At 44.6% G+C, this 12,999-nt stretch carries 11 protein-coding genes; 1 reads left to right on the top strand and 10 read right to left on the bottom strand.

Annotation, left to right across the window (positions count from 1 at the left end):
• Positions 1-9: 9 nt before the first annotated feature.
• From ICV39_RS01935 to ICV39_RS01915, 5 genes are all read right to left on the bottom strand, one after another.
• A complete protein-coding gene (locus ICV39_RS01935) occupies positions 10-1,935 on the bottom strand; it encodes an ATP-binding cassette domain-containing protein (protein ID WP_215390229.1) in 1,926 nt (641 codons plus the stop codon).
• A gap of 2 nt (positions 1,936-1,937) precedes the next feature.
• Positions 1,938-2,816, bottom strand: a complete 879-nt coding sequence (locus tag ICV39_RS01930; RefSeq protein ID WP_173955126.1) for a branched-chain amino acid ABC transporter permease — start codon at positions 2,814-2,816, stop codon at positions 1,938-1,940.
• Between the two features lie 141 nt (positions 2,817-2,957).
• Positions 2,958-4,142 carry an ABC transporter substrate-binding protein gene (locus ICV39_RS01925; protein ID WP_215390228.1) on the bottom strand — a complete coding sequence of 395 codons (1,185 nt, stop codon included), beginning with the start codon at positions 4,140-4,142 and terminating at the stop codon, positions 2,958-2,960.
• A gap of 151 nt (positions 4,143-4,293) precedes the next feature.
• A complete protein-coding gene (locus ICV39_RS01920; protein ID WP_215390832.1) occupies positions 4,294-5,172 on the bottom strand; it encodes an EamA family transporter in 879 nt (292 codons plus the stop codon).
• Positions 5,173-5,209: 37 nt separating this feature from the next.
• Positions 5,210-6,829, bottom strand: coding sequence for a GMC family oxidoreductase (locus ICV39_RS01915; protein WP_215390227.1), 1,620 nt, complete (start codon positions 6,827-6,829; stop codon positions 5,210-5,212).
• 129 nt (positions 6,830-6,958) lie between these two features.
• Between ICV39_RS01915 and yjgA the strand changes: the two genes are divergently transcribed.
• Positions 6,959-7,483, top strand: a complete 525-nt coding sequence (gene yjgA, locus ICV39_RS01910) for a ribosome biogenesis factor YjgA (protein ID WP_215390226.1) — start codon at positions 6,959-6,961, stop codon at positions 7,481-7,483.
• 7 nt (positions 7,484-7,490) lie between these two features.
• On the opposite strand, the gene ICV39_RS01905 is transcribed toward yjgA, so the two are convergent.
• The 5 genes from ICV39_RS01905 to ICV39_RS01885 form a co-directional block, all read right to left on the bottom strand.
• Positions 7,491-8,576, bottom strand: a complete 1,086-nt coding sequence (locus tag ICV39_RS01905) for an acyltransferase (protein WP_215390225.1) — start codon at positions 8,574-8,576, stop codon at positions 7,491-7,493.
• Positions 8,577-8,601: 25 nt separating this feature from the next.
• Complete coding sequence (locus tag ICV39_RS01900) at positions 8,602-9,207, bottom strand: cytochrome c (protein WP_215390224.1); 606 nt, start codon at positions 9,205-9,207, stop codon at positions 8,602-8,604.
• Positions 9,204-10,430, bottom strand: coding sequence for a sorbosone dehydrogenase family protein (locus tag ICV39_RS01895; protein ID WP_251372705.1), 1,227 nt, complete (start codon positions 10,428-10,430; stop codon positions 9,204-9,206). Before ICV39_RS01895 ends, ICV39_RS01900 begins: the two co-directional genes overlap by 4 nt.
• A gap of 154 nt (positions 10,431-10,584) precedes the next feature.
• Positions 10,585-12,735, bottom strand: a complete 2,151-nt coding sequence (locus ICV39_RS01890; protein ID WP_215390223.1) for a TonB-dependent receptor — start codon at positions 12,733-12,735, stop codon at positions 10,585-10,587.
• 28 nt (positions 12,736-12,763) lie between these two features.
• Complete coding sequence (locus ICV39_RS01885; protein WP_215390222.1) at positions 12,764-12,973, bottom strand: hypothetical protein; 210 nt, start codon at positions 12,971-12,973, stop codon at positions 12,764-12,766.
• Positions 12,974-12,999 lie beyond the last annotated feature (26 nt).

Below are 12,999 nucleotides of genomic sequence, written 5' to 3'. Positions count from 1 at the left end.
TTCTAGTGATTAAGTACCCAAGTAGGCATGAATCACCTTTTCGTTTGCCTGAACTTCAGCTGGCTTACCTTCTGCAATCTTCTGACCGAAGTCCAATACAGAAACGGTATCGCACACTGACATCACCACATCCATGTGATGCTCAATCAAGATGAAGGTAATGCCGTTATCGCGAATCTTGCGAATAATGCGCAAGAGCTCTTTGATATCAGGAGCTGTTAAACCTGCAGCTGGCTCATCCAAGAGGAGTAGCTCTGGGTCGAGTGCCAATGCACGAGCAATTTCTAATAAACGCTGCTTACCGTATGGCAAGTTACGCGCTTCTTCATTAGCCAAATCATCCAAGCCAACAAACTTCAACAAGGCCATCGCACGAGCATGCGCTTCAGCAGACTCGCGCTTGTAACGTGGCAGATTTAAAGCTACTTCAAGCATGTTGGACTTGAAGGTGTGATGCAAACCAACCAAAATATTTTGGATAGCAGTCATCTCACCGAACAACTGTACGTTTTGGAAAGTACGCGCAATACCAGACAAAGCGATATCGGAAGAGGTCTTACCAACAACACTCTCACCGGCATACAACACGTTACCTGCAGTAGGCACGTAGATACCAGTCAATACGTTCATCATGGTGCTCTTGCCAGAGCCGTTAGGGCCAATCAAACCATGAATAGTGCCGCGCTTAATACTGAGATCAACATTGTTCAGCGCTTTCAAGCCACCGAACTGCATCAATACAGAATCTACCTTTAAGAGTTCTGAACCGGTATTTTGAGTGCCCACAGCACTAATAAAGCTAATGGAGTCATCAACCGCTTCAACTTCGCTGCCACGAGTAGTTTTTGCTTTGCCAGTAATGGACTGATAGAAGCTCTTCGCAAAACCCACAATTCCGTTTTGCAAGTAATACACCACCAACAAAATCATGAAACCAAAAATACTCAAACGCCAGTCTGAAATGGTATTGAGCCAGAATGAGAATGCAGCCAAGCCGACTACGCCAGCGATTGGAACTGCAACCCTTCTTGGAGTAGTTACTTTCTTGGAGAGAGCCAAGCCAGCACCTACCACTACAGCGATCGCAATGATCGACGCAACGATACGGAACAAGTTGATGTCGTCCAATAACTTAGGCAACAACACGATAATCGCTGCACCAATGAGAGCACCGAGGCGTGACTTACGGCCACCCATGATGATGCCCAACAAGAATAGAACCGCTAATTCATTGTTATAAGTATTTGGAGAGATGTATTGCTCTGAATAAGCATATAAGCAACCAGCCAAGCCAGCAAAAGCCGCGCTAATCACAAATGCGATCACCTTAAAGCGGTATACGGATACACCCATACAGTCACATGCAATCGGGCTATCACGTAAAGCTTCAAACGCACGACCAATTTGAGATTTAACGAAACGATCCACAACAATTAAAGACGCTACCAAAACCGCCAAAACCAACCAGAAATACTCTGCTTTGGTCATAGGCACACCCATGAGGTCTGGCTTTGGAATCTTGATTCCCAATGGGCCTTCAGTCATCCAGGTCATTTCATTGATCAGGATCTGAGTAATGGTTCCGAAGGCCAAAGTCACCATCGCCAAGTAAGGGCCGATTACCTTCAGCGCTGGCAATGCCAAGATGCCACCAAAAATGGAGGTGACGACGACGGATGCCGGGAGGGTTGCCCAAATAGTCCAACCAAAATGGAAATATAGAACGCCAGCAGTGTACGAACCAATGCCGAACAAAGCTGCATGGCCCAATGACACCTGACCTACATAACCTACAACGATGTCTAGACCAAACAAAAGAATGGTGTAGATCAGAATCGTTTCTACTAAGTGAATGTAGTACGGGTTATGAATAAATAGAGGCAAACAAAAGAGTGCCGCAATCGCAATTAATAGAGGTAGTAGAGACTTCTTCATTATTAAACTTTCTTAATTGCAGATTTACCAAAGAGACCAGATGGTTTGTATGCCAATACAAGCAATAACAAAATCAAACCCGGTACATCTTTATAGCCAGTCGATACATAGAAACCGGTTGCAGTTTCCACAATTCCTAAAATGAGGCCGCCAACAATAATGCCAAGGCCACTTGATAGACCGCCAATAATTGCCACAGCGAACGCTTTCAAACCAAGCGCACCACCCATGGTTGCGCCAGTCAAGGTTAAAGGGGCAATCAATACACCAGCAAACGCCGCTGTTAAAGAAGATAAAGCATAAGAGAAAGTAATTACCATGCTGGTGTTGATGCCCATGAGGCCCGCTGCATCGCGGTCATTTGCAGTTGCTACAACTGCCTTACCGTAAATGGTTTTGCGATTAAAGAACTCGACCAATAACATCATTACTAAAGCACCAACAACCACCAAAATTTCCATTGGGAGAATGTTCGCACCGAGGAAATTCATTGGCTCCATTGGCAATGGAGCTGGAAATGGCAATGCATCACGACCCCAAATATTTTCTGCGACGTTTTTGAAAATAATGCCAAGCGCAATCGTCGACATAATCCAACCAAACTCGGATTTAATTTTGATTGCAGGACGTACGCCAATTAATTCAACGAAGCTACCTTGCAACATACCGAATAAGCACACTACCGGAATCATTACCCAGTAGTTCATACCAAAGGTATCCACACAAGTTAAGCCGACAAGCGCACCCAACATCAAGGCCTCACCCTGTCCGAAGTTCAATGTGCCTGATGTAGCAAATGTGAGCTGAAAGCCGAAAGCGATGACCGCATAGATCATTCCCACTGCTATTCCGCTTGAAAGGATTTGTGCAAGCATTTCCATAAAGTTGGCCTAATTATTTTTAATACTTTTTATTAAAGAATCCGACATTGTAAGCAAAACGCCGCTTTTTGGGCGGCGCTTTGTGAGTACAAATGTTGCAGTGCGGAAGATTTTAAAAATTCCGCCGCTGACTAGAAAGAATTACTTCTTCTTCGCTTTTGCGTCCTCAGAATTCAAGAACTCAACGCGACCATTTTCAACTACACCCATAACGACGTCTTTAGCTTTGATAGCCTCATGGTCAGTTGCAGAGAATGGCTTGTTGTAGCTAATGACAACGCCATCAACCGGGGTCTTAAGATCTTGCAATGCTGCCAAAATCTTTGGTCCTTCAGTGCTGTTAGCTTGTTTAATAGCTGCGGCCAAGAGGTATACAGAGTCGTAACCTTGAGCAGCAGAAACTGGAGAAGCAATGTTGTTGTTCTTTGGCTTGAACTCTTTCAAGTACGCTTCTTGGAAAGCCTTACGCTTAGCAGTTGTTGATGGAGTCTGAATGTAAGTCTGTGGCATTGTTGCGCCATCACCATTCTTGCCTGCAGTATCAATGAAGCTAGCCATAGACAAAGTCCAGCTACCGATCATTGGTTTTTTCCAACCCAACTTAGCCATACCGTTAGCAATTTGCGCCAACTCTGGTCCAATTGCATAAGTCAAAATAACTTCAGCGCCAGCATTTTTTGCTTTGAGCAACTGAGAAGTCATATCAACGTCACCGATGTTGAATTTTTCTGTAGCCACAGGAGTTACGCCATAAGTCTTCAAGGCTTTTTCTAAGTCTTCACGGCCCAACTGACCATAGTTTGTAGAGTCAGCCAAAATCGCAACCTTCTTCAAGCCGCGCTTCTCAACCGCTTCTTTAGCGATCATTGGTGCTTGAATATTGTCAGCAGCAGCATTACGGAACACATAGTTCTCGGGCGCATTTGGGAATTGATGGGTAATCAATGAACCTGTTGCAACGTTATTCAATACTGGAATCTTTGCTTCTTGATAGAAACGTTGTGAAGCTAATGCAACACCAGTGTTGATATAACCAAGAGTTGCAACCACTTTTTCGTTATTAATGAACTCTTGAGTAATCTGAACGCCACGCTCATTTTTAGCTTCATCATCGCGCTCTACCAATACGATCTTGTTGCCATTAATACCGCCAGCGGCATTAATTTCTTTAGTTGCCAAACGCACACCGTCGCGCATACTCACACCCATTGAGGATGAGCCGCCAGTGAATGGGCCGATAACGCCCACTTTGATATCGGCAGCGTAAGCGCCTGTTGCAAGCATTGCAGTAGCTGCTACTGCAAAAATGTGATGACGAATCTTCATAAAGTCTCCATGACTAAAAAATGCTATTGAAATAAAACTTTTTTATAGGTACTACGCATAACGAAGAGTTATCTTACTGTTATTGCAATAGCAAAAAAAGGGCTTTGTATTAGGGTTTTACATTAGCCATTTTTCAGTCTTGTAGATGGCTTTATTTGGCGAATCGATTACGAATGTTTGGCCAAAACAAATTCACCATCAAGCCAGTGATTACTAACCCAGCAGCCTCCATCTTCCATGGGGGTAGTGGCTCGCCTAAGAAATAGGCAGATGCCCCCATTCCAAATATGGGTACCAATAATGGGGCTGGGGCAACTACAGCTGCCGGGTGTTTTGATAAGAGCCATGCCCAAGCGCCATAACCAAATAAAGTATTTCCCCAGGATTGCCATAAGACCCCTAGCCATGCACCTACAGGTGCATTGAATAAAGATTGACTTACAGTAGACCAGCCACCCTCAAACACTAAAGCCATTAACACTAGAGGCGGGATTGCATACAGACTAGCCCAGACCACATAGGCAAGCATATTGATAGCTCCAGCGCGACGACTCGCTGTATTGGCAACCCCCCAAGAAAAGCCAGAAAACACAACTAGCGCCAAACCCAAGGCAGTTGTTGTTGAATCTGTGTGCGCTGCAATAATTCCAAGTCCAGTTATCGCCACTGCCACTGCCACCGTCTGATACAACTTCAGACGTTCTTTGGCAAAGAGCATGGCAAAACCAATCGTAAAAAAGACTTGGGTCTGAATCACCAAAGAAGCCAAACCTGGAGAAATATTGCCGTCAATTGCAAAATACAAAATACCGAATTGACCTACCCCAACTGCGACACCATAAACACAGAGATTGATCCAAGAGATTTTTGGTCTTGGTAAAAAAAAGGCTGCCGGCAAAAATGCAAAGATATAACGTAACGCGGCAAATACAAATGGCGGAAAACTCGCCAAAGAAATTTTGATTACGACAAAGTTGGTACCCCATACCGCAACGATCGCCAAAGCAAGCAATAAGTGACTGATCGGCAACTGGTAATGGCTTTGACCTACATGTCTTAGTTGGGAATTATTCACGTATCAACAATTCTGCGGCGCGTTGCGCAATCATCATGGTTGGAGCTGCCGTATTACCAGAGGTAATAGTTGGCATAGCGGACGCATCTACTACACGCAATCTTCCTATGCCCCTCACTTTCAATTCTGAATCCAGGACCGCCATCGGATCATCAGCGCGACCCATTTTGCAAGTGCCCACGGGATGGAAAATCGTTGTGCCGATATCGCCAGCTGCTTTCACCAACTCATCATCCGATTGATATTGCATACCTGGCTTGTACTCTTCAGGACTGTATGGAGCTAGTGCAGCTTGCTGAGCAATCTTCCGAGTTAAGCGCAATGACTCTGCAGCTACCTTACGATCTTCATCGGTTGATAAGTAATTTGGATTGATGATAGGTGGAGCCTCGGGATCAGTCGAGGCAATGTGCACACTGCCACGTGATGTGGGTCTTAAGTTACAAACACTCGCTGTAAATGCATTAAATGAATGTAGATCTTCTCCAAAACGCTCTAGCGAAAGGGGCTGAACATGGTATTCCACATTGGCGCTCTTTTGCTCTGGCGAACTATAAGCAAATGCTCCGAGCTGTGAGGGTGCCATTGACATAGGGCCTGAGCGCTTAAAAACATATTCCAGAGCAATCATCAGCTTTCCAAACAGAGAATTGGCTTTGGTGTTCAGGGTTTTGATACCGTTGACTTTGTATACCATGCGCAATTGCAAATGGTCTTGAAGGTTCTCACCGACACCGGGCAAATCTGCAATTAACGGGATTCCTAATTTGTTCAAATGCGCGGCGGCGCCAATACCAGACCGCTCCAAAATCTGCACGCTACCAATGGCGCCAGCACTCAAAATGACTTCGCCACTTTGATTAATCAAAGATTGATGAATTACGCCGTCCTTGCGATATTCCACCCCATAGCAATTTTTGGTGTCAGGGTCGATCATCAGTTTTGTGACCACCGCATCTGTGATCACCGTTAAATTAGCCCGCTTCATGGCATCTTTTAAAAATGCCTTTGATGTATTGAGTCGCCAACCCTTGCGCTGACTCACATCAAAGTAGCCCACGCCAAAGTTATCGCCACAGTTAAAGTCATCTGACGCAGGGATACCAGCCTCTACGGCCGCATCCTTAAAGCGATCCATGATGGGCCAACGTAAACGTTGCTTAGAAACCGTCCACTCACCGCCTTTGCTATGCCACTGATTAGCAGTGCCGTGGTAGTCCTCAAACGATTTGTAACGCTTAAGGGCATTCTCCCAAGACCATGCATTATCACCCGTAGCTTGCACCCAAGACTCATAGTCACCGACTTGGCCACGCATATAGATCATGCCGTTAATTGAAGAGCAGCCACCAAGAACTCGACCACGAGGGTAAAGCAGTGATCGACCATTAAGGCCTTTTTCTGCAACTGTCTTAAAACGCCAATCGGCACGAGGGTTATCAATGCAATAGAGATACCCAACCGGAATATGAATCCAAATGTAGTTGTCGCTCTTGCCCGCTTCAATAAGCAACACCTTCTTATTTGGGTTCTCAGTTAGGCGCTTTGCTAACATGCAGCCAGCACTACCAGCCCCAATAATGATGTAGTCGTAATTGCCTGTTTGGGTCATAGTCTCTTGTATTTATTTTTATTGCATTTTGAATCACTCTATTATTTACCAAACTTCAGAGTTAGGTAAATAAGGGGCTCGATTCAATCAATTCCGCTATTTACAGTAATAGCCGTCTAAAATAAGAGCATGCATCTAAACGAAAAAAACCGTACCCCTAAAGCTCTGGAGGATGAAGGGCCAAGCAAGTCTGAGCTAAAACGTCAAATGACGGAGCGTCAAAAGTTAGCTGAGGTTTTGGCAGCTTTAAGTAGTGATGCGCTAAAAACTATCCCGCTTGATGAGACCATCAAGAACGCTGTAGCAGAAACCAACAAAATTAAAAGTTTTGAAGCAATACGCCGCCATAAGCAATACCTGGGCAAGTTAATGCGAGCATTGGATGATGAAGAACTTGAGGCAATCCAAAAACGACTTGATGCGATTCAAGGGGTGAGCAAAGCAGAAACAGCAAAGTTACATTTTCTCGAGAGCTACCGTGATCGTCTCATTGCAAATGATGAGACATTTACCAAAATGATTGAGCAATATCCAGATATGGATATTCAGAATATGCGCACACTCATTCGGAATGCTCGTAAAGAGAAAGAGCAGAATAAGCCGCCAAAAGCCTATCGAGAAATCTTTCGAGTATTAAAGGAAATGGGCATTTAAAGCTGCCTTAAAGCTTTAAGTTGCGGGACGGAACTTCAACCCATCGATAAAGAAAGTTTGCTGCAATCCAACTTGCCGCTATTGCCACGAGCATTAAAGCAATAGCCAATACACCTTCATGACGTTGGTTCATACCCCAAGCAATATATAAGGTGTTAGCAAGCAAGACAAAAGAGAAGTGAATCAAGAAGGCGCAATACGAACGCCTGCTTCCCCAAAGAATCGCATTCACTATTTTGTGAGCTCTGCTTTCGTGGCCTCGTCTTTGTTCTTTACCATGATCTTTGTATGCCCAGTCACCCCAGATAACTAGAGCGATAGCAACTACATAAGCCAAGATATTACGAATCCAGAGTTGATGAAAACTGGATATCAAAATAATGATTCCTATTGCGATGAAAAAAAGTCTGGCAACGCGATTCACTATGAGGTCAGGATAGTTTTTACAAAGCTGCGCTAGTACACCTAGTCCATACGCTCCAATGAAGTAAATAAAGTAGTTCTCATATTCCCCAGAGCGATTAAAAAATAACAAAGATGAAACGCAAAGCATCGCCAAGACCCACATGAGAGAGCGGTAGCCTGGAAACATAGACAACATGATGGCTAAGATGGCATATAACTGCCAATCAATTGCTACGTACCAAACCCCAGCAGAAATCGAGTCTAATCCTAATATCCCCTGCAAGAAAAATAGATGGGCTAAGAACTGCCCCATCGTTTCAGATTCACCAACAAACTCATCCTGAACCCAGAAGCGCGCAACCCAAGCGCAAATAATCGTCAATATCAGCGCAACTACATACGGCGCGAATAAACGAAGGTAACGATTGAAGATCGTCTTTAATACCGTTTGTGGGTTTTTTAGATTACTAGTTCGAGTCAATGATTGGGCAGCTAAGTAGCCACCCATCACCAAGAAGATTTGTACGGCATAACGACCATACTCAAATAACCAAGTCATCAATCCTGGCAAGAGCAGTTTCGCATCTTCTGCGATCTGCCCATAACTCGAGAAGTGATGAAGAATGATTGTTAATGCAGCAAAGGTCTTTAAGAAATCGACAAGAAGAAAATGGTTTTTAGACTGCAAAGTTTAGGCGGCTTATCTGAAAACTCTATTTTAGCGAAGCAGCATAAGCCGCTATGGCTTCAATATCATCGTCACTTAAACCTCTTGCCGCGCTTCCCATGGTGCCATCCATATCCACCCGACTGCCAGAACGAATATTCTTCAACTGAGTTACTAGATATTCAGGGGATTGTCCTGCAAGACGCGCGATATGTTTTTGCCCCTGCAACTGGGCTCCATGGCATGAATTGCAATACTGGGTGTTCGATATTTGCTGACCCCTAGCAATCTTTTCTGCATTACCCGATTGAGGTGGTGGCGAAGGCAAAGATGAGTAATACGCCGCAATGTCGCGCATATCTTGATCGCTCAATCCTGCAGCGAGGGCCTCCATTGCACCGCCTTTTCGCTGTTGACCACGAAACTGAATCAACTGGTAGGTAATTGAAAGCGCAGGCTGCGCAGCCAGATTGGGAATTTCTGGGGAGATGCCAATACCGTTTTCACCATGACAAGCAAAGCAGGTTTGTGCTTTTGCCTTACCGGCAACCGCATCCGGTGGAGCCGCATCAGAATTAGCAGAGCCTAACAGAACAAAGGAAGTAAAAAAGGCCACCCCAAGGATGGCCTTAGTTTTTAACGCTGCCTTCATTTGCCGTATGACACGCGGAAGATAGCGCCAGTCTCATCATCAGATACCAACATTGATCCGTCTTTGAGTACTTGCACATCTACTGGACGACCCCAGAAGTTTTCGCCCTCTAACCATCCCGTTACAAATGGCTCAGACTTCACAACCTTGTTGTTTGAATCGAGCACTACGCGAACCACTTGGTAGCCAACACGTTTAGTTTTATTCCATGAACCGTGTTCAGCAATAAAGATATTGCCTTTGTATTCGGCTGGGAATTGCTTACCGTTATAAAAACGCATACCCAATGCTGCTACGTGTGCTCCCAAGTTATAGACAGGCTTATCAAACTCATCGCATGAACGACCTTTACCAAACTCTGGATCCAAGAAGTCTCCTTGATGGCAATGAGGGTAACCAAAGTTCATTCCTTTAGGACGCACTAAACGATTTAGGGTATCGCCTGGTTTGTCTTCCGCAACCCAATCGCGACCATTGTTGGTAAACCAAAGTTCTTTTGATCCTGGTTGGAAGTCCATACCAACGCTATTACGAACTCCAGTTGCAACAGTTTCTAGAATGTTGGTCTTCAAGTTCAAACGCACAATCGTTGCATGAGTTGAAGGTGGCACCACGATATTCGCTGGTGTGCCAATCTGGAAATACAAATACTGGCCATCTGGGCTCAGCTTCATAAACTTCCAACCGTGTGGCTCATCTTTAGGCAATGCATCAAACACGACTACTGGAGCAGGTGGATTATCCAAATTCTGCTCAATGTTGTCATAACGAATAATGCGAGACAACTCAGCCACGTAGAGCGAGCCATTAGCAAATGCTACGCCGTTAGGACGGTGTAATCCTTTAGCGATGGTCTTCACTTCACGTTTGCCATCTTTGGTGACCACTGCATATACATTACCAGTAAAGCGAGTGCCTACATAAACAGTGCCGCTTGGTGATTCAGTCATTGAACGACCATTGGGCATGCCAGATGCCCAGAGCTCAATCTTGAAGCCGGCTGGAACTTTTAGTTTGCTTACTGGAATTTCATCTGCTGGCATTGCGGTAATGCCAGGAGGGTTTGGCGCCAATGATGGGTTCATGCCATCAGGAGTTCTGCCTTGAGCCCAGGTTGGAGGAATGCCTGATGCCGGAGCTGGAGCTGGCGCCTGCGCACTTGCCAGCGTTGCTGCCGCCATACCAGCAGCAAACATCAAGGAATGAATGGCTTTTAACTTCATTAGTAAATCTCCTATTTTGTTTTATTTGTTATCTATTGCTTTTCTTAAAACCAAATCTCAACCACTGAAACTATATTTTGAATAATCCTAAAGCATTTTTACTATTTATATCTAATTCCTCAGAAACCCAAAGCTACTGCACTGCACCAAAAACCTAAAAGGTCACCCTAGCCCCAACCGTTATCGCTTGTGGCATACCTGCTTGATACGCGGTTGCTTGAGAGGCGATATTGAACGTGACATATTGGCGGTTAAATAAGTTCACTACCGAAGCAAATAGAGAGGCGGCAGGCGTTACTTGGTAATTGGCTCTAAGGCCTACCACCGCATATGCAGGGACAGGCAGAGAGCCGGTCGCCATCCAAGAATTGCCTACGTAACGAACGGTGGTTGTCACGCTAGCCTCAGGCACCGGGTAATACGTAATGCCTGCATTGGCCATATTTTTAGGCACACCGCCTACTTGAGTATTGATTGGATCAGTTGTTGCACTCCAAGTCAAAATGGTATTGGTATAGGTATATCCACCGTCTATGGCCCAGTTGGCATTGAGATCATGGTGGTATTGAAGTTCAATGCCTCGGCTTAATAAATTTTGTTGATTGGTGTAATAGTTGACATTGGTATAAGCGCCCGAAGTATTGCACCCCTGAGACGAAACTGGAATACCACTGGCATTACAAAGACTATAAGCAAAAGCAGAATTAGCACTGGTAATTTTGTAGTTGGTAATTGCATTCTGAATATAGTTATTGAAGGCAGTAATTTGTGCAAAACCACTCTTCCATCGATAGTCAGCACCAAACTCATAGCCCGTCATTGTTTCGGGGGTTAAGTTTGGATTGGCAATGAAATACCCTGTCGTATTGTTTCCATAACTGCGCAAAGTGTTATTCATACTCGGCGCATGGAAAGCCTGATAGGCAGCACTCCGCAAATCCCAACCCTCGCTTAATTTATATAGCAAACCTAATGTAGGGCTGAGCTGCGTCTTGCTTTTATTTGGAATAGATTGATACAAAGGATTAGATCCATTTGCCCCTGCGTTATAGAGAGTTGGTGTTTGACTACTCCACGCATCCACTCGCGCACCTAAAGTGGTCTCTAGCGGAATAGCGCTGGCTTTTGATTTAATTTGTCCTAGCAAACCGTAAAAATTTTGCTGCCCCTGGGCATAGTTCACGGAATTTACTGCGCCACCAACTGCTAAGTTATTTGTTAGATTAGATGCAGAGATGTTTCTGGCATCAACCCCCAGGATATATTGATCAATGCCAGCAGCTTTTAGATCATGTGTGTATTGTGCTGATGCCCCTAATGTGGAATAAGGATCTGTGTAGTTAGCATTGATATAAGTACCAGCACTATTAGCCGTTTGCTTGTAAAAATTAGTCGCTTGATAGTAGGCATTGACCTGCACTTTTTTATCAGTATCGAGTTGCGTTGTTGTGCCTCCAGCTACATCGGCAGTTTGAATCAAATTAGGGGCAATGGCAAAGTTATTACTCAGGTCTGCCATAGTGCTATAGCCTAGCCGTAGAAAGCCATTGGTATCTTGGGTCGGGCGGAAATAATTCTGCAAACGGATATTAGAATTTTTGGTCGAATCCGTTGTCATGCCCTTAATGTTGTTTGGGGATCCTGGATAAATCGTCGCGTAGTTCTGGAAACCTTCGCTCGAAAAGTAGTCCGCAGAGAAACGCATCTGCATTGCATCTGAAACCACCAAATCTTTGGATGCGGAGATATTGCCAGTCGCAAATGAGCCATAGCTTGCTGATACATCTTGAGAACTATTCTTGGGCGTCTTGGTATTGATGTTAATGACACCGCCCATGCCATAGTTGCCGTACAAGCTAGAAACACCGCCACGCACAAACTCAACCGACTCAATCGAGGACATGGGTACAAGATTCCACTGCACTGTTCCATAAAACGCATCGTTTGCTGGCAAACCATCAATTAAAACTAAGGTGCGCCCATAACCCAAACCACGGACATTAATGCTTTGGCCTGTGGGATCTTTTTGATAGTACGGAACATCGTTTAAAAATACGCCCGGTACATTTTTTAATACCTGGTCAATTGTTTGATCAGGCGATGATTCCAAAACCTCTTTAGTCAGAATCGTCGTATTCAGCGACATCTCATCCAAAGGCGTGCCAGATCGGGTGGCGTTGACCACCATGTCATTGAGCTTTTGATCATAATTAGGGGGAGGAGCAAGCTGCGCAAATGAATTTGCGCACTCAAAGAAGATAAAGAATCCTAGCGCACTCGCGCAGATTTGAAATTGCTTACCCATACTTGCAATGAGATCTAAAGCACTCGCACTATTTTTTATTCTTGGTGATTTTATTATTCTTGCTGATCTTATTACCACCCATTAAAGAGGTCAATAATGGATTTGCCTGTGCCAGCTCTTTTTTAGATTTTGCGTTTGCCTCAGCAGCACCAGGCTTAGGTGTTTTGGCAGCATTCTTCATGCGCTGAGCAGTTGTCAAGGCTAAGTTCTTATAAAGATCGGTTTTCTTCATTGCCATGACATCTGCTCTTTGTAATGAATTCA

It is taken from the genome of Polynucleobacter sp. MWH-UH25E (assembly GCF_018687095.1).
Taxonomy (GTDB): domain Bacteria; phylum Pseudomonadota; class Gammaproteobacteria; order Burkholderiales; family Burkholderiaceae; genus Polynucleobacter.
This window is presented reverse-complemented; position numbering and strand designations above follow the sequence as displayed.

Bases quoted from the DNA above. Each gene is read 5' to 3' on its own strand.
- yjgA (WP_215390226.1), top strand. From the start codon at position 6,959: ATGCATCTAAACGAAAAAAACCGTACCCCTAAAGCTCTGGAGGATGAA.
- ICV39_RS01935 (WP_215390229.1), bottom strand. From the start codon at position 1,935: ATGAAGAAGTCTCTACTACCTCTATTAATTGCGATTGCGGCACTCTTT.
- ICV39_RS01900 (WP_215390224.1), bottom strand. From the start codon at position 9,207: ATGAAGGCAGCGTTAAAAACTAAGGCCATCCTTGGGGTGGCCTTTTTT.
- ICV39_RS01915 (WP_215390227.1), bottom strand. From the start codon at position 6,829: ATGACCCAAACAGGCAATTACGACTACATCATTATTGGGGCTGGTAGT.
- ICV39_RS01890 (WP_215390223.1), bottom strand. From the start codon at position 12,735: ATGGGTAAGCAATTTCAAATCTGCGCGAGTGCGCTAGGATTCTTTATC.
- ICV39_RS01925 (WP_215390228.1), bottom strand. From the start codon at position 4,142: ATGAAGATTCGTCATCACATTTTTGCAGTAGCAGCTACTGCAATGCTT.
- ICV39_RS01895 (WP_251372705.1), bottom strand. From the start codon at position 10,430: ATGAAGTTAAAAGCCATTCATTCCTTGATGTTTGCTGCTGGTATGGCG.
- ICV39_RS01885 (WP_215390222.1), bottom strand. From the start codon at position 12,973: ATGGCAATGAAGAAAACCGATCTTTATAAGAACTTAGCCTTGACAACT.
- ICV39_RS01930 (WP_173955126.1), bottom strand. From the start codon at position 2,816: ATGGAAATGCTTGCACAAATCCTTTCAAGCGGAATAGCAGTGGGAATG.